Below are 16,737 nucleotides of genomic sequence, written 5' to 3' on the forward strand. Positions count from 1 at the left end.
GCCCTCTCGGAAATTCAGGAAGTCCACCACGGCAGGCCGTGGGCAGCTCCGCTGTCCGGCCCGTCCCAGCCCGGGAGCACGTCTGTGAGTACGTCATCCTTCTCCCTCCCCCGCGTCCAGGAGGCATGGCAGGGCGCCGTCGTACCGCTGCCGTCCGCCACCCTGCCGGAGCTGTTCGGGCGGCAGGCCGCCCGGACCCCGGACAGGGTGGCGGTGGTCGCCGGCCGGACGGAGCTCTCGTACGGGGATCTCCACGACCGGGCCGGCCGCATCGCGCGCCTCCTGCTGGCGCGGGGCGTCCGTCCGGGCGACCGCGTCGCGCTCGTGCTGCCGCGCTCCGTGGACCTGCCGGCCTGTCTGCTGGCGGTCCTCATGTGCGGTGCGGCCTACATACCGGTGGACCCGGCCTATCCGGCCGAGCGCATCGCCGATGTGCTCCGGGACGCCGTTCCGGCACTGGTGGTGGCCGACGGCACGACGCTGGACCGGCTGCCCCCGCTCGCCTCGGGCTGCCTGGTGCTCGACCGGCCGGACGTCGCCGATGCGCTCGCCGGGTTCGCCGGCACCGCGCCGACCGACGCCGAGCGCGGTATGCCGCTGTGCCCCTCCTCGGCCGCTTACGTGATCTACACCTCCGGCTCGACCGGCCGCCCCAAGGGGGTGGTGGTCACCCATGCGAACCTGGTCAACTTCCTGGCCGACATGGGCGTCCGCTTCCCCCTCGGCGAGGACGACGGATGGCTCGCCGTCACCACGGTCGCCTTCGACATCGCCGCACTGGAGCTGTACCTGCCGCTGATCAGCGGTGCCCGGGTGATCCTCGCCGAGCGGTCCGCGGTGCTGGACCCGGCCGAGCTGATCGCGCTGCTCCGCCGGCAGCGGGCCACGATCATGCAGGCGACGCCCTCGCTGTGGCGGGCGCTGGCGGCCGAATCGGCGGACCGCGGCGAGGCGCTGCCGGCGCTCCGCGTCCTGGTCGGCGGCGAGGCGCTGCCCGCGCGTCTCGCCGACACCCTGCGGACGGTGGGTGAGACGACCAACCTCTACGGCCCGACGGAGACCACCATCTGGTCCACCGCCGCGCGGATCGAGGCACCGCACCAGGGCGGCACCCCGCCCATCGGCCGTCCGATCGCGAACACCCGGGCCTACGTCCTCGACGGCCGGCTGCGGCCGGTGCCGCCCGGGGTCACCGCGGACCTGTACCTCGCCGGCGAGGGGGTGGCCCGCGGGTACCACGGGCAGCCGGCGCTCACCGCCGAGCGCTTCACGGCGGACCCCTTCGGGCCACCGGGCAGCCGTATGTACCGAACGGGGGACCGCGTCCAGTGGTCACCGGACGGCGAACTGACCTTCGTCGGCCGCGCGGACGGCCAGGTCAAGGTCCGGGGGCACCGGATCGAACCGAGCGATGTCGAGGCGGGGCTGGCGCGCCACCCGGACGTGGACCAGGCCGTCGTGGTCGCCCGCGCGGACACCGCGGGCGACCAGCGGCTGGTCGCCTATGTCACCTCCCCGGCCGCGCGCACCGACGGGTTGCCCGCCGCCGTCCGTGGCTTCGCGGCGCGGCAGCTGCCGGAGTACATGGTGCCGGCGCTGGTGGTGGTCCTGGACGCGCTGCCGCTCACCGCCAACGGGAAGGTGGACCGCAAGGCCCTGCCCGACCCCGATTTCGCCGGTGCCGTCGGGGTCCACCGGCCGCCCACCACCCAGCGGGAGAAGATCCTCTGCGAGTTGTTCGCCGAGATCCTCGACCTGCGGCGGGTGGGGATCGACGACGACTTCTTCGCTCTCGGCGGGCATTCGCTGTCGGCGTCCCGTCTGGCGAGCAGGGTCCGGCGGGTGCTCGGCGCGGAGCTGCCGCTCAAGACGCTCTTCGAGGCGCCGACGGTGGCCGCCCTCGGTGTGCGTCTGGACGGCGCGCACGAGGCCCGGCCGGCGCTGTCCCGCAGGACCCGCCCGCAGCGCATGCCGCTGTCGTTCGCGCAGCGGCGGCTGTGGTTCATCAACACCCTGGAAGGGCCGTCGGCGCTCTACCACCTGCCCTCCGTGCACCGGCTGGCCGGGACCGTGGACCTCGCGGCCCTGGAGGCGGCGCTCGGCGATGTGGTGGCGCGGCACGAGGCGCTGCGCACCGTGTATCCGGAAACGGACGGGGAGCCCTACCAGCTGGTGCTGGACGCCGCGTCCGCCCGTCCCCCGCTCCCGGTCGTCCCCGCGACGCCCGAGCGGCTGGACGCCGAGCTGCGGCGGGCGGCGGCCGAGCCGTTCGACCTGACCCGCGACGTGCCGCTGCGCGCCGTGCTGTTCGAGGTGAGCACCGGTGGGTACGTCCTGCTGCTGGTGTTCCACCACATCGCGTCGGACGGCTGGTCCGACGGCCCGTTCAGCCGCGACCTGGAGCATGCGTACGCATCGCGGTGCGCCGGCGCGGCGCCGTACTGGACCGAGCTGCCCGTCCAGTACGCCGACTACACCCTGTGGCAGGGGGAGCTGCTCGGCGGGGCGGCCGAGCCGGGCAGCCGGTTCGCCCAGCAGCTGGAGTACTGGCGCGAGGCGCTGCGGGACCTGCCCGAGGAACTGAAGCTGCCCTTCGACCGCCCGCGCCCCCAGGCCGCGAGCCACCGCGGAGAGCGGATCGCGTTGCGGATCGACGCCGATCTGCACGCCGCACTGGCAGAGGTGGCCCGGTCGAACGGCAGCACGCTGTTCATGGTGCTGCAGGCGGCGCTCTCGTCGCTGTTCCACCGGCTGGGGGCCGGCGACGACATCCCCCTGGGATCGGCGGTCGCGGGACGGTCCGACGAACTCCTCGACGACCTCGTCGGGTTCTTCGTCAACACCGTGGTGCTGCGCACCGACGTCTCCGGCCGGGTCAGCTTCCGCGAACTGCTCGGGCGGGTCAGGGCGGCCACGCTCGCGGCCCTGGACCACCAGGAGGTGCCGTTCGAGCATGTCGTGGAGGCGGTCAATCCGGTACGTACGCAGGCCAGACACCCGCTGTTCCAGACCATGCTGGTGTTCCAGGACGCCGACGGGACCGGGGTCTCGCTGCCCGGCCTGGCCGAGACGTCCGAGGAACTGGGCACCCGGACGGCGAAGTTCGACCTGCTGTTCAACATCGCGGCGCAGCGGTCCGCGGACCGGGAGTGCGCGGGGATGACCGGCATCGTCGAGTTCGCCGACGACCTGTTCGACCGTGCGACGGTGGAGCGCCTCCTGGAGCGGCTCGTCCATCTCCTCGAGGCCGTGGCCGAGGACCCGGACCGCCCCGTCGCCACGATCGAGCTGCTCGACGACGCCGAACGGCGGCAGGTGCTCCTCGACTGGAACGACACCGCGGCGCCGCTGCCGGCCGCCTCCCTGAGCAGGCAGATGGAGGAGCAGGCCGCGCGGACACCCGACACGACCGCGGTGACCGATCCCGGGACCACTCTCTCGTACGCCGAGCTCAACGCGCGGGCCAATCGCCTGGCCCGGCTGCTGGCCGACCGGGGAATCGGGCCCGAGGACCGGGTGTGCGTACTGCTGCCCCGCTCCGCGGAGCTGCTGGTCGCCTTCTTGGCGATCTTCAAGGTGGGCGCCGTCTACGTGCCGGTGGACCCGCTGTTCCCGCCGGACCGGATCGCGTACATCGCCGAGGACTGCCGGCCGGTACTCACCCTGGCCAGCAGCGCCACGAGCCGGCTGCTGTCCGGCACCCCGGTGCTCGCGCTCGACACGGCCGAGACCGCCGCCACGCTCCGGCACCACTCACCGGCGAACCTGCCGGACGGCCAACACCCGGCCGCCACACCGCACTCCCCCTCCTACGTGATCTACACCTCCGGTTCGACGGGCCGCCCCAAGGGCGTTGTCGTCACGTACCAGGTACTGGTCAATCTGCTCGCCTGGAACCGGCACGCCATCCCCGTCGAACCCCATGCCCGGGTGGCACAGTTCAGCTCGATCACGTTCGATGCCTCCATCCATGAGTTCCTGGCGACGCTGCTCAACGGCAAGACCCTGCTGATCCCCACGGAGGAGACCAGGCTCGACCCGGCGGAACTGGCCAACTGGCTGGACCGCGAGCGGGTCACCGAGCTCTTCGCACCCGATCTGGTCGTTGGGGGCGTGTACGAGGCGGCGAACGAGCAAAACCTCCGGCTCGCCTCGCTGCGCCACGTGCTCCAGGCGGGCGAGGCGCTCCAGCTCTCCGAGAACGTCCAGGCCTTCCACCGGCGCCGCCCGTGGATCCGGCTGCACAACCACTACGGGCCGTCGGAGACCCACGTCGTGACCGGGTACACGCTGCCGGCCGAGGTGGACGACTGGCCCGTGACGGCCCCGATCGGTGCGCCGGTGTGGAACAGCCAGACGTACGTACTGGACGGCGCGCTCAACCCGGTCCCGGTCGGTGTGGTCGGCGAGCTCTATCTGGCGGGCGACGGCGTGGCGCGCGGCTACCTCTACCGGCCCGCGCTGACCAGCGAACGCTTCGTCGCGGACCCGTTCGGACCGCCCGGCTCGCGGATGTACCGCTCCGGCGACCTGGCCCGCTGGCGGCCCGACGGAGAGCTCGACTACCTCGGGCGCGCCGACGGCCAGGTGAAGATCCGCGGCGTTCGCATCGAGCCGGGCGAGATCGTGACCGTGCTCTCCGGCTGTCCCGGGGTGGCCCAGGTCGCCGTGGTGGCACAGAAGTCCCCTTCCGGGGAGAAGCAGCTGGTCGCCTATGTGGTGCCGCCGGCCGGAGAACGCTGTCCGGACGCCTCGGTACTGCGCCGGCACGCCGCCGCGGAGCTTCCCGAGTACATGGTGCCGTCGGCCTTCATCGCACTGGACGCCCTGCCGCTGACCGGCAACGGCAAGCTGGATCACAGGGCACTGCCCGCCTCCCCCGCGGCCGCCTCCCCGGGCGGGGCGCCCCCGCGTACCGACTGGGAGCGGAAGGCGTGCCTGCTGATCGAGCACGTCCTCGGCGTCCCGGTGTCCAGCAGGGACGCCAACTTCTTCACACTCGGGGGGAGTTCGATGGCCGCGGCGAAGCTGGTCAACCGTGCCCGCTCGGCGCTGGGCGTGGAGCTGACGGTCCGCACGGTGTTCGAGTCCCCGGTGGTGGCGGATCTCGCCCAGCAGCTGTCCGCCGCCCCTCCGGCACGCCCACAGGGCAGCTCCCTGGGAAGCCTGGCAAGCCGTCGGCGCGCCATGACGAACGACCACTGAGCGGACACCGGCCCGGGGAACACCGCACAGGGTGTTCCCCGGGCCGGGTGGCACACCTACGGGCACCCCGGGGTGCCCCTACTCAGCGAATTCCCAGCTCCGCGAGCACGGTCGCGCGAGCAACCGCTGGATCCGCGGGCCTCTGCGCAGTCGGGAAGCAACTTTGGAGCGGCTCCGAGTCGATCGACAGCTCGAAGAGGCCATGGTCCGAGGCCCTGACCCCCTTCACCTCGCCGAGGTGTTCGGGCTTCACGAGAAGACGGCTCGGCCATCGTCGCCGCCCGGTTCGCTCGACCGGAGTCGCTCACGGACACACCGCACAACGCCGAGCAGCCTGAATCCCTGCACGTGATCCGCGGTTGCGAGACGAGCGGCACCACCAGCGGGGCGATCGCCGGTCCCGGCCGGTAAGTGGCCCCTGGGGGCTGGACGACCCGGCCTCATCACCGTGCCGCTTCGGATTCGGCTTTCGCCGGCGTGGGGCAGTCGGTCACCGGCCGCGGTTCGGGCTGCGCCCCTTTCACTGCTGATGGTGGCCGCGGTGGACCGATCGGGTGATGGCCCGCCCGCGGAGAGTGTCGGCGTTGGCGCGGCCGGGAACGTGGGTCAGTCTTCGTCGCGGAAGGGAGGCCCGCCAAACATGGCCGTGCACTGCTTCGGATCTCCGCGCCCCGCCCGCGACGGAGGAAAATTCCTGGCGCTCATCGCGCTGACCGCTGCCACTGCGTGCTCCAACGGTTCGCCCCCGGCCCCGACCGGCAGTCCGAGCTCCAGCGCGAAGTCGGCCACGACGATCACCGTGACGATGAAGGAGTATTCACTGACCCTCTCGCCGGCCCGGGCGGCCGCGGGAACCGTCACGTTCGTCGTGGACAACGCCGGCGCCGTGGCACACGCACTGGCCGTCGCGGGGCCCGGCGTGTCCGACGCGCACACCTCGACCCTCCCGCCCGGCGGCCACGCGCGGCTCACCGTCACCCTCAAGGCCGGCAGCTACGAGCTGTGGTGCCCCATCGACAAACACCGGGAAGCCGGCATGGAAACCCACCTCCAGGTCGGCGCCAAGGGCCCGGCGTCGCCGGCTCCCAGCAGCGCCACCGCGACCGCGACCGGACAGTAGCGATGACTCCCGAACCCGGCGCCCGCCCGCACCGCACCGCCATCGACCGACGCACGGTCGCGCGCGTGCTGCTCCAAGTGGTGACCGCGGCCGCGCTGGCCGTGAACGCCTACGTGCACGCCGACCTCGCCGCTGTCTATGACCGGACCGGGCAGCAGATCACCCAGGGAACGCTGTTCCGCCTCGAAGCCGCCGTGGCGTCCCTGGCCGCGCTGCTGGTCCTGCTCCTCGGTCGCCGGCGGCCGGTGTGGGCGTTCGCCTTCCTGGTGTCCGTCTCCGCAGTGGGCGCCGTGCTGCTCTATCGGTACGTGAACGTGGGCACGCTCGGTCCGCTGCCGAACATGTACGAGCCGGCCTGGTGGCCGAGTAAGACCGGCAGCGCGATCGCCGAGGCCGTCGGCGCCGTGACCGCGCTCGTCGGCTTTCTGATCACCGGCCGACCGCGCTCTGCGTCCACTCGGGCCGAGGCTCCTCGGGGCGACGAGGCCGACGGCGGAGGGTGATCACGTGCCACGCCGCACCCTCCGCACCGAACCCCGGCAGTTCCTGGGGCTGCTGTGGCTGCTGCTGCCCCTGGCGGTGACCGCCGCCCTGGTCTGGTACGGCCTGGTACACACCCCGGAGTACCGGCGCAGCTTCTTCGGGGCGCACGGCCCCGGTGTCTTCCTGCTCAAGTCCCAGCTGGGCAGCGCCCTGATGGGACTGGCCCTGATCCAGCTGCTCCTCGCGCTGTGGATGTACGGCCGGCTGCCCGGTCTGCGCGCCGCGCCGCAGCCAGTGGGCACCGTGCACCGCCTGATCGGTGTGGTCGCTTTCCTGCTCTCCATCCCGATCGCCCAGCAGTGCATCATCGCCTACGGCGTCAGCCTGACCGGGCCCCGCGAGGCCCTGCACTCGTTCGCCGGCTGTTTTCTCTACGGGGCCTTCGTCGCCAAGGTCATCGTGGTGCGCCACCGCCGCTGGCCGGGCTGGGCGCTCCCGCTCGCCGGTGGCACGCTCGTCACGGTGATCGCCCTGGCCTGGTACTCGGCGGCGTTCTGGTTCCTGGACGGCTCCCGGGCGCCCGGCCTGTAGGCGGACGGCGCCCGATCGGTGCCGCCGTCGGCCACCATCGGCAGTGGTTACAGCTCGCCGCCCCGCCGCCTTCCCGAGGTGCGAGGTGACCGGTTCGCGCGAAAGCCGTTCCGTTCCTTCGGTGCGTCGGTGCCGCCGGTCTTGAGGTGCCCGGCGCCGCCACACCTCGCGGCCGGCGGCGGCACCGACCGCCGGCACCGGCGCGACGCTGACGTGCTTACGGGCCCAGCCCCGCAAGCACGCACCTTGTATCCATGCGCGCGGTCAATGCCCTAAAATGCGCCATATGTGCCATACGCGAAAAAGGAACGTACGGCACATGGCGCTGGTGGCAAGCGAGAGGAGTGCCTCATGATCGCCAAGCTGCTTGCCAAGTTGTCCTTCACCCGCAACTACGGTGCGTACGGGGCCCACGACTGGGGCACGCACACCGGCGACAGGGTGTGACCACACGGTCGGCGGGCGCCCCCGGGTTTCCGCCGGCTCCTGGCCGCGCTGCCGGCGATAGCGATCTCGGCCTGACTGGTACGAGAAGTCCGGGGCGATCCCATGGGCCGAGTGAGCGAGCCGCCGCGGTTGCCCGGAGGCAGCTTCGCGGCCGGGACCCGCGACCGGCCGGCACTGGCGCGCCGTGGCGCCGTGGCGCCGACGAGTCTACGTAGCCGCCACGGCCGGGGTGTGTGAAGCGGCCCTGCGCCGCGCGCAGGACTTCCCCAAGCCGTCCTCGCCCCTCTTCCGGGGTGCACATGCTCAGCGGATTCCCAGCTGCCACAGCACCCGGCGCTGCCTGGGCGCCGGCCTGGCCGGGAAGTAGAGGTAGCAGACGCCGCCGGAGCCGCCGCCGACCTTGCCGTCGGCGTTCTTGCGCTTGGTGCGGAGCCAGATGTTCTCGAACTGGGATACGGGTAGGCAGCAGATGCTGGACTCGATGACAAACATGCAGGTCAACGGCTTGGGCTCGTTCACTCCGAACGAGCCCAAGCCGGGCCGTGCTGATTTCGTGCTGAGTTCCGCTGCCGCCCTTTCCGGTCCGTTGGGGGGTGTTGTGCTGGACCGGTGCTGGTTTCCGGCAGCGCGGAGGATGCGCCCACACCCCACGTCCTAGACACGCGCCCTCTTCACTGTGCGTGACCTCAGCCCCATCTCCATCCCCCCGCGAGGCCAGCCACTACAGGTCACGGAGGCCACGTGGCGTTGCGCGGGCCGTTGGTGCGGCCGTGATCTGTCCCCATCGTGTCGAACTCCTGACCCACGGAACTGAACAGCTGTGGACCAACCGATGTGGACTGTGCCGGCCCCGGCAGACTTTCTCGGAAAGCCCGTCTCATGCGTTACGACAATCACGAGAAGCAGGCCATACCGAGCTTCCGAGTTGGACAACAACTGCGGTTCTGGCCCAGCGAGATAAAGCATGGGCTGGAAAACAACTGCCGCGAGCGAGCGGCTACATGAACGACCAGTACAAGGAGCCGCTGTACGCCGCTCCCCCACTGCTCGCGCGGATGGTGGACGTGGGACGGCTGGGCCGGAAGTGAACAGAGCCCGCCATGGTGCGCGTCGGGGCGTGGCTCGATAAGCCCAACGCGCAGGGCCCACGCACCCTTTGTAGTTCATGCACATAATCCATGAAGCTGCCAAGAAGCCGATGATCTCCTCCCTGGTGGCCAGCGTCTCCGACCTCATCACCCAGACCGCCAGTCAGAACTTCGGCGTCCAGAACAGCTACTTGCTCGACCGTACGGTTCCGACCGGCCTGCGCCCCGCCCTGCGCCTGGACGCACCGCCGAGCGGCTTGCCTCCACCGGAGGTGAACGAATCGGGTCGCTGCGGCGTGAGTTAGGTTGACCACCACCGACAAGATCGGCGCCAAAGGAGACAGCACCGTGACCGATTCCGACCAGGCAGGGAACAACCACGTCCTGCCTCCCACGCCTCCCCCAGTACCTCCGCACTCCGGCGCTGCGGACGGTGCGCCGCAGCCCGTGCCGACGAACGAGGCCGAGGCGCTGGAGATCGGCCGACGGCACTTCCCCCGGCTCGGCTCACCCGGCGGCCCCGTCGGCCTGTCCGTCCATGAATTCGACATCGGCTACCTGATCCGGGCCGGCTGGCCGCGCCGCGAGAACCCCACCGCCCGACCCTCGCAGCCCGGAGGGAGCAACGTCGTCATCGCCAAAGCCGACGGCGAGGTGACCTTCCTGCCCAACTACCCCCCGAAGGAGGCGGTAGCGCTCTACCACCGCCTCCGTAGCCGGAGGACAACCTGAGGCCTGCGGCTGTCGTAGCTTCTCGGTCTATGGGGAGGCGCCATCGCCCGAGCGCGCGTGGTGAGTTGTCAGTGGGACCCGTCAAGCTCTAACTCGAAGTTAGCTTTACGTAACCATTGCGAGCGCGGGGCGTTGTGGGCGGGGCGGGCGGGTTCCAGACCGATGTGGAGTCCCTCAAGGCTGAGGGCACCAACTTCGTAAAGCTCGGCGAAGACTTCTACTCGTCGGTCGAACGGCTCATGAACGGACTGAACAAGCTGGGCGCAGGACCGCCCGCCGACCCGAGCAAAGAAAAACAGCCGGAGGAGAAGTCCTTCGGCGAGCAGTTCCAGAGGAAGCCGGCCCCTTCATCCAGATCGGCTTCTGGATGGGTGGAAAACTCGTCATCGACGGCCCTACGGGACATGTGCTGCGCATGCCGTCAGAGCCGGACGAGGGGCACCTTGCGGGCCTGCCCGTCGCGCACAGCCTGGACGACTTCCTCACCATGGTCGCGCTGTGGGTCACCGGCCACCTCACCAAGGGGCTCGTAGAAGGTGACGACGAAGTCAATCTCCTGCCCGATCACGTGCTCGCCGCCCACAAGCGCATCGACCGAGTGGGGGCAGAGGCGCCTGCCTGGGCATACGCCTTCCACAGCCATTAACAGGCAGGCAAACAGCAGACTCTCCAGTCCCTGAAAACAACCTCCGTCAGCTCACGCTGAGCCCGGTCAACAAGGAGTCATCTCATGCCGGAGAACGAGCCGTCCGAGCCCGGGAATGCCGTTCCCGCAACCGCCGAGGAAGCACTGGAAATAGCCCGCACCTGCTTCAAGCCCCGCTGTCGCGACGGCACTCCGGCATCCGTACACGTCGAACAGTTCGACATCGGATACCTCATCTACGCCACGTTCCCCCCTACCGAACCTCGTTCGTTCGGCGGCAGCCACCTCGTCATCTCCAAAACTGACGGGTCACTGACGTATGTACCCAACTTCCCGCCGAAATCGGCGATCGCGCTCTACCGCAGGGACCAACACCCCAACCCTTGAGAACTCAACGAGCAAACCATGAACAGGGAGATGGACCGCCATCTGCGGTGATGGGCCACCTTTCGGTGAAGACCCGTGATCCTGTGGTGCCGTAGGGGCGACAAGGAGGGGCAGCAATTTGGCCGGCAACGCCCCGGTGCTGGAAGCCGATTCCTCGGAGGAAGCAACCACCCGGCTCATGCGCTGGTGACAGGACGCATCGGATCCCCTGTCTCCGGGAAGGTGGCTGAGCTTTGTCGACGGCGGGTCCGGCGATGATGGACGTGTGCTGCGGCAGGTGCTGGAAGCGTTGGGCCTGGAGTCCGTGCAGTACAGCGGTACGCAATGGATTTCGGAGCTCCGGCGCCTCTCGGAGAAGCGACTGGTGCTCCACACGCACATACATCGGATGGGCCGCACACGCCGGTCGCGCGAGGTGGAGCAGTTGCTCTCCGGACCCTGAAGGTGGCTCTGCCCAAGGGGGTGCAGGTCATCGGCAAGTTGTTCGAATCAAGAATTCTTCAGGCAAGTATGTTGCCCTCTATGCACCTCTGAAGAAGAGGGTGAGTGGCGCCACACACCTGCACCCGGCACCGTGGAACCTCTCACTGAGCGACTCCCTATACGGAATCAAGCCGGAGGGAGTGATCTACCCGGACCTGTTTCGCAAGTCCTGGGACCGCGCCCTCAAACGCCTCGTGCTTCCCGACCACAACCCGTACGACCTCCAGCACAAGTGGGCCACCGTGACCTTGAGCAACGGCGTGCCCATCCACGAGGTGTCGCGATGGATGGGCCACAGCCCGATCAAGATCACGGTGGACCGGTACGGCCACCTCACCCTCGACGGCAGCCGGCGCTGCCGTCAGGTCATCGAGGCCACCTTCGGGGTGCACATGCTCAGCGGATTCCCAGTTGCCACAGCACCCGGCGCTGCCTGGGCGCCGGTCTGGCCGGGAAGTACAGGTAGCAGACGCCGCCGGAACCGCCGACGACCTTGCCGTCGGCGTTCTTGCGCTTGGTGCGGAGCCAGATGTTCTCGAACTGGCGGCGTTTGTAGACGCGCCGTACGGCCGGGTCGCTGGGTGATGCCGGGTCGTTGGCGATGATGTCGCCGGACTCGGTGAAGCCGATGACGGTCATCAGATGGCCGGCGGTGCCGTATCCCGCGCCGTCCAGCTCGGTCTTCAGGAACGACTGGGACGTTATGACCGGGATGCCCGCGTGGATGAGGCGTTCGACGTCGGTGAGGGAGTCCAGGCGGGTGACGACCGCCTGGAGGTCCTTGTAGGTGGCGGCGTAGGCGGCGTTGAAGGGCCAGTTGCCGCAGCCGTCGTACTGGTAGTCGAAGGTGTGGCGGGCGGCATGGCAGACCTGGGGGTCCGCGTAGTCGGGGTTGACCCAGGCCAGGTCCTCGGGGGTGGGTTTGCGGCCCCAGGACTCGATGTTCATCTGGGAGGAGGTGGGGCTGCACCAGGCCTCTCCCCCGTTGTCGTACTGCGGGTACTGGCCCTTGTGGATCTCCTGCGAGTAGCGGGGTACGGACAGCTCGCGGCCGACCAGGCCGGGCCTGGAGGCCGGCACCTCGAAGCGGTCGGGGATGTCGGATGCCATGGCGCCCAGCCGCCAGACGGTCGGGGTGAGCTTGCTGCCGGGTTTGCGGTAGAGGGTGACGCGCAGCTCGTACGAGGTCAGGCGGAGGCCGCCGGCGGGCTCGTCGATGGCGAAGGTGTCGGTGGAGATGCTGCTCTTGCCGTCCTTCTGGTCGTCGACGGAGGTCCGGCGGATGTCCTTGTCGCCGTCGCCCGCGGTCCAGTGGCCCATGATGTACGGCGGGGTCCGGGTGCCGTCGCTGTAGGTGCCGCGCAGGGCGACGGTGATCCAGGTGCCGGCCGGGGTGTGCGCGTTCCAGGAGGCGACGACCTCGGTGGCCGGGACCTTGAGGGGGCGCACCGGGGCGGTCCAGGTGGCGTACTCCCAGGTGGCGGTCTTGTCGGTGTGCGGGTCGTGGTAGTCGACGGTGCCGACGGGCCGGGTGATGCGGATGCCGGGGCGGGCGCCGTGCGCGGTGCCGGTGCCCTGATGCTTGCCCGCGCGCCAGTCGGCGGCGGTGGTCGAGGCGTGATAGTCCACGGGGCTCTTCGCTCTGCGGGGCGCGGCGCTCGCCGCGGTGTCGCTCATCGCCGTGGCGCCCTTCTCGGTGGCGCCCCTGGCGGCGCGGGGGGCCTTACGGGGCTCCTCGGCGGCGTGCGCCAAGGGGCCGGCGGCGCCCGCCGCGGCGGCGAGCGCGGCGGCCAGGACGGTGCGCCGGGGTGCGGAGCTGGTCATATGGAGGTCCCCCAGTCGGATGCGGGCGAGCGGATACGAGGGGTCGGGCCGGACAGCGGGCGGGCACGTGCATGACAGCGATGCCCAACTATCTCCGTTCACCACGGGCTTCGGCCAGCGGTTCGGCGCGCGTCGCCGCAGGAATATTGGTGTGGACCACTGACGTACGCTGGCGGGGTGACACACGATCTGGCCCCGCTCGCCGCCCGGCTGCGCGCCCTGCCGCCGTCCTGCGGACCGGTCCGGCTGATCGCGGTGGACGGACACGCCGGGTCGGGCAAGAGCACCTTCACCGGACGGCTGGCGGCGGCGTTCGGCGGCGCGCCGGTGGTGCACACCGACGACCTGGCCACCCATGACGAGCTGTTCACCTGGCACGAGCGGTTCCGGGAGCAGGTGGTGGAGCCGCTGTCCCGGGGCGAGAGCGCGCACTACTGGGTCTACGACTGGATCCGGTGCGCCTTCACCGAGCGGCGGGAGCTGGCGCCCGCGCCCGTGGTGCTGATCGAGGGTGTCGGCACGGGACGCCGTGCGCTGCGCCCGCATCTGGCGTGCCTCCTGTGGATGGAACTGACGAGCGAACGCTCATGGGAAAGGGGTCAACTCCGGGACGGGCCGGGCCTTTCGGTCTTCTGGGATGGCTGGATCCGTGCGGAGCGTCGGCACTTTGCGGCGGACCCCTCGCGTCCGTACGCAGATCTCCTGGTTCACCAGGGGAAGGTGGGGTACGAGGTACGCATGGGACCACCCGAGGGCTCATGATCACCCCCGGATTTCACGCTCCGTAACAATGGGCGGCCGGGGCACCGGGAGACGACGACAGGGTCCCGCCGAGTGCGCCAACTCGGCTTGACCTAGGGGGCGTACAGGACTTACGTTCTCAATGTGCGGTTCAACGGACCGCCCGCAGACGCGAAGCCCCCGGTTGTTCCCCCGTGATCGGGGGCTTCGTTCTGTGCGAAATCCCCTCGGGATGCCTCCTCCGGGCCCTCTTGCGCCGCCCGGCCCTCACCCTCGGTAACCGCACTCTTCGCGCCGTCGCGTCCCGCCGTTCCCGCAGCTCTACCCCGTGCCGCCCTCTTCGGCCTGCGCCGATCTCGCGGGTACGATGCGTGTCTGTGCCTGTACGCAGGGCCCGGACCGCCGTGTGCGGCGACGGACAACTCCCGCCCGCCGTAGGACGGTTCGGGCGGCCGCGGCCCGGCACACACCCGGCGGCGCACACCTCGGGGGGACGTTTTGTGGGGGGACGGGATGGATTTCGGCACGCAGGGCTCACCCGCCCCGGCCGAACTCGCCTGGCTGCGCGCGGTCGACGCCTACACCGTGGGCGCGTATCCGCAGGCCGAGGAGGAGTTCCGGGCCGCGGTCGGGCTCGACCCCACGATGGCCGACGCCTGGCTCGGCCTGCACGCGCTGCGCGCCGACACCGCCACCGCACTGCTGCGGATGCACCAGCACCGCGACCGCTTCGGCGAACAGCGCACCCGCCACCGACGCACCCTCAACTCCTGGTACTGGCTGGGCTGGTGGGTCCAGCCGGTGCTGGAGACCGGCCGCGACCTGCTGCTCGCACACGCCTCCCACTGGCTCGACGGCCGCCATGTCGCCGAACTCGACCAGGCACTGGCCGGCTGCCCGCCGGTCGACGCCGACCCGCAGGTCCGCTTTCTGCACGCCTGCCGCGCCTATCTCGTCAAGGACTGGGACCAGCTCGTACGGCACACCGAGCCGCTGCTCGCCGACCCGGTGCTGGGCATCGAGGCGGGGCTGTTCGGCGGGATGGCACGCGTACGGCTGGAGATGTACGGGCAGGCCGAGCCCATGCTGGCCACCGCGCTGATGCGGTGCCGCAGCGAGCAGCCGCAGCGCAAGGAGCTGCGCTACTGGCTCGCGCGCGCCCATGAGGGCACGGGCCGCAGCGCCGCGGCCCTCCCCCTCTACCGCGCGGTGCACCGCGTCGACCGGGCATTCATGGACACCGCGGCGCGGCTGGCCGCCATCGCCGAGGCGGACGGTCTGGACGAGGGCCCCGGCCTCGCGACCGTCTCCGCCTCGGGCACCGGCCAGGAGGCGGCCGGCGATCTGGACCCGCTCGCCCCGCTCGATCCCGTGGACGGCCGCGAGCTGCTGGCCACCGGCGAGCAGGACGATCCCGAGCCGGCCGGTCCGCCGCTCGGGAGCGACACCACCGTCCGGGTCAAGGCCGCGGCGCCGGGCCCGCGCGGCGCCGAGCGGCTGCCCGCCGGCCCCGCCGATCCGGTGCTGCTGGAGAAGGCGCTGGCCGAGCTGGAGCGGATGGTCGGCATGGAGCCGGTCAAGCGGCAGGTGCGGGCGCTGTCGGCGCAGCTGCGGATGGCGCGGCTGCGTGCGAGCCAGGGGCTGCCCGTGGCGCCGCCCAAGCGGCACTTCGTCTTCTCCGGGCCGTCCGGCACGGGCAAGACGACCGTGGCCCGGATACTGGGGCGGGTCTTCTACGCGCTGGGGCTGCTCGGCGGCGACCACCTCGTCGAGGCGCAACGCGCGGACCTGGTGGGCGAGTTCCTGGGCCAGACCGCCGTCAAGGCCAACGAGCTGATCGATTCGGCGCTGGGCGGGGTGCTCTTCGTCGACGAGGCGTACAGCCTGTCCAACTCCGGCTACAGCAAGGGCGATGCGTACGGCGACGAGGCGCTGCAGGTACTGCTCAAGCGCGCCGAGGACAACCGCGACCGGCTCGTCGTCATCCTGGCCGGCTACCCGGAGGGCATGGACCGCCTCCTGGCCGCCAACCCGGGCCTGTCGTCCCGTTTCACCAGCCGCGTCGACTTCCCCAGCTACCGCCCGCTGGAACTGACCGCCATCGGCGAGGTGCTGGCCGCCGAGAACGGCGACCGCTGGGACGAGGAGTCCCGCGACGAGCTGTGCAGCATCAGCGGCCATGTCGTCGACCAGGGCTGGATCGACGAGCTGGGCAACGGCCGCTTTCTGCGCACCCTGTACGAGAAGAGCTGTGCCTACCGCGATCTGCGGCTGTCCACCTGGCGCGGCACACCGAGCCGCGACGACCTCGCCACGCTGCGGCTGCCCGATCTGATGCAGGCATACGGGGAGGTACTGTCCGGGCGCGGGCCGGACGCGCAGGGGCCGGGCAGGGGGCTGGCCCCTTAGGGCCCGTCCGATGGGTCAGTGGTGCCGGGCCGGCCGAGCGGGGGAACGGGCGATGAGCATGTACTTCGACATCGGCGACGAGACGCTGTGGAACCCGTCGAACGGTGCCGGCCGCCTCTTCCTGCGGCAGGTCGGGGTCTTCGAGGAGGAGCTCGGGCTGTCCTCGGGAATCGGCGCGGGCAGGGACGGGGGCGACCCGGACACGTGCGAGGTCGATCCGGACGCGTACGCGGAGTTCGTGCGCGGCCTGGTCGCCTGGTACTGCCGGACGGGGCACTCCGTGATCCGGGCGCTCTCCGAGGGGTTCGTGGCGACGGCGGTCGTGCTCGCGCGGCGAGCGGGGATCGAGGCGGGCATGCCCGCACCGGAAACCCGCGGTGGCTGCGGTGGAGTCCGGCGCGACGTGCAGGTTCCCGGCGTTCCCGGGACCGCGTCGCACCACGTCGTCGAGGCTCTGGGCACACGGGCGCGGGAGTTGGACCGCGGGATGGCCCGCTGAGCCGGTGCATCGGGGGTCGGCCCTTGGCCGCCCCGGCCGGACGCGCGGCCCCGGGGGGTACGCGTACCGGCCGGGGACCGGC

At 70.9% G+C, this 16,737-nt stretch carries 11 protein-coding genes and 2 pseudogenes; 11 read left to right on the top strand and 2 right to left on the bottom strand.

The features are described 5' to 3' along the window. Nucleotides 1-84 precede the first annotated feature (84 nt). From AC5677_RS07040 to AC5677_RS07055, 4 genes are all read left to right on the top strand, one after another. Nucleotides 85-5,205: an amino acid adenylation domain-containing protein gene (locus tag AC5677_RS07040; protein ID WP_497194148.1), complete on the top strand. Its 5,121-nt coding sequence runs from the start codon at nt 85-87 to the stop codon at nt 5,203-5,205. Between the two features lie 640 nt (nt 5,206-5,845). Then, nucleotides 5,846-6,325, top strand: coding sequence for a cupredoxin domain-containing protein (locus tag AC5677_RS07045; RefSeq protein WP_497194149.1), 480 nt, complete (start codon nt 5,846-5,848; stop codon nt 6,323-6,325). Nucleotides 6,326-6,327: 2 nt separating this feature from the next. Next, nucleotides 6,328-6,828: a hypothetical protein gene (locus tag AC5677_RS07050; protein WP_497194150.1), complete on the top strand. Its 501-nt coding sequence runs from the start codon at nt 6,328-6,330 to the stop codon at nt 6,826-6,828. 4 nt (nt 6,829-6,832) lie between these two features. Next, complete coding sequence (locus AC5677_RS07055; protein WP_497194151.1) at nt 6,833-7,399, top strand: DUF6529 family protein; 567 nt, start codon at nt 6,833-6,835, stop codon at nt 7,397-7,399. Nucleotides 7,400-8,149: 750 nt separating this feature from the next. Here AC5677_RS07055 and AC5677_RS07060 read toward each other — a convergent pair. After that, a pseudogene (locus AC5677_RS07060) lies at nt 8,150-8,296 on the bottom strand (peptidase C39 family protein); the annotation flags it as partial. A gap of 715 nt (nt 8,297-9,011) precedes the next feature. Here AC5677_RS07060 and AC5677_RS07065 point away from each other — a divergent pair. The 4 genes and pseudogenes from AC5677_RS07065 (at nt 9,012) to AC5677_RS07080 (ending at nt 10,699) form a co-directional block, all read left to right on the top strand. Then, nucleotides 9,012-9,239, top strand: coding sequence for a hypothetical protein (locus tag AC5677_RS07065; protein ID WP_497194152.1), 228 nt, complete (start codon nt 9,012-9,014; stop codon nt 9,237-9,239). A 43-nt stretch (nt 9,240-9,282) separates the two neighbouring features. Further along, complete coding sequence (locus AC5677_RS07070) at nt 9,283-9,666, top strand: SUKH-4 family immunity protein (protein ID WP_497194153.1); 384 nt, start codon at nt 9,283-9,285, stop codon at nt 9,664-9,666. Nucleotides 9,667-10,000: 334 nt separating this feature from the next. Continuing rightward, nucleotides 10,001-10,312: pseudogene (locus AC5677_RS07075) on the top strand (hypothetical protein); the annotation flags it as partial. Between the two features lie 84 nt (nt 10,313-10,396). Further along, nucleotides 10,397-10,699: an SUKH-4 family immunity protein gene (locus tag AC5677_RS07080; RefSeq protein ID WP_497194154.1), complete on the top strand. Its 303-nt coding sequence runs from the start codon at nt 10,397-10,399 to the stop codon at nt 10,697-10,699. An 879-nt stretch (nt 10,700-11,578) separates the two neighbouring features. On the opposite strand, the gene AC5677_RS07085 is transcribed toward AC5677_RS07080, so the two are convergent. Continuing rightward, a complete protein-coding gene (locus tag AC5677_RS07085) occupies nt 11,579-13,006 on the bottom strand; it encodes a C39 family peptidase (protein WP_497194155.1) in 1,428 nt (475 codons plus the stop codon). A gap of 177 nt (nt 13,007-13,183) precedes the next feature. On the opposite strand from AC5677_RS07085, the gene AC5677_RS07090 reads away from it, so the two are divergent. The 3 genes from AC5677_RS07090 to AC5677_RS07100 all read left to right on the top strand — a co-directional run bounded on the left by AC5677_RS07090 (nt 13,184) and on the right by AC5677_RS07100 (nt 16,655). Further along, entirely contained in the window at nt 13,184-13,768 is a 585-nt protein-coding gene (locus AC5677_RS07090) for a uridine kinase family protein (protein WP_497194156.1), read from the top strand. Between the two features lie 492 nt (nt 13,769-14,260). Further along, the gene (locus tag AC5677_RS07095; protein WP_497194157.1) at nt 14,261-16,156 is read left to right on the top strand and encodes an AAA family ATPase; all 1,896 of its coding nucleotides are present in this window, start codon (nt 14,261-14,263) and stop codon (nt 16,154-16,156) included. Nucleotides 16,157-16,208: 52 nt separating this feature from the next. Further along, on the top strand, nt 16,209-16,655 hold the full coding sequence (locus tag AC5677_RS07100) for a DUF6086 family protein (RefSeq protein WP_497194158.1): 447 nt from the start codon (nt 16,209-16,211) through the stop codon (nt 16,653-16,655). The last annotated feature ends 82 nt before the right edge of the window (nt 16,656-16,737 follow it).

The sequence above is a fragment of the Streptomyces sp. JLSY215 genome, assembly GCF_059682825.1.

What these genes read in the sequence shown, in the direction of transcription:
- AC5677_RS07085 (WP_497194155.1), bottom strand. Translation starts at nt 13,006, where the DNA reads ATGACCAGCTCCGCACCCCGGCGCACCGTCCTGGCCGCCGCGCTCGCC.
- AC5677_RS07100 (WP_497194158.1), top strand. Translation starts at nt 16,209, where the DNA reads ATGAGCATGTACTTCGACATCGGCGACGAGACGCTGTGGAACCCGTCG.
- AC5677_RS07095 (WP_497194157.1), top strand. Translation starts at nt 14,261, where the DNA reads ATGGATTTCGGCACGCAGGGCTCACCCGCCCCGGCCGAACTCGCCTGG.
- AC5677_RS07045 (WP_497194149.1), top strand. Translation starts at nt 5,846, where the DNA reads ATGGCCGTGCACTGCTTCGGATCTCCGCGCCCCGCCCGCGACGGAGGA.
- AC5677_RS07050 (WP_497194150.1), top strand. Translation starts at nt 6,328, where the DNA reads ATGACTCCCGAACCCGGCGCCCGCCCGCACCGCACCGCCATCGACCGA.
- AC5677_RS07065 (WP_497194152.1), top strand. Translation starts at nt 9,012, where the DNA reads ATGCACATAATCCATGAAGCTGCCAAGAAGCCGATGATCTCCTCCCTG.
- AC5677_RS07080 (WP_497194154.1), top strand. Translation starts at nt 10,397, where the DNA reads ATGCCGGAGAACGAGCCGTCCGAGCCCGGGAATGCCGTTCCCGCAACC.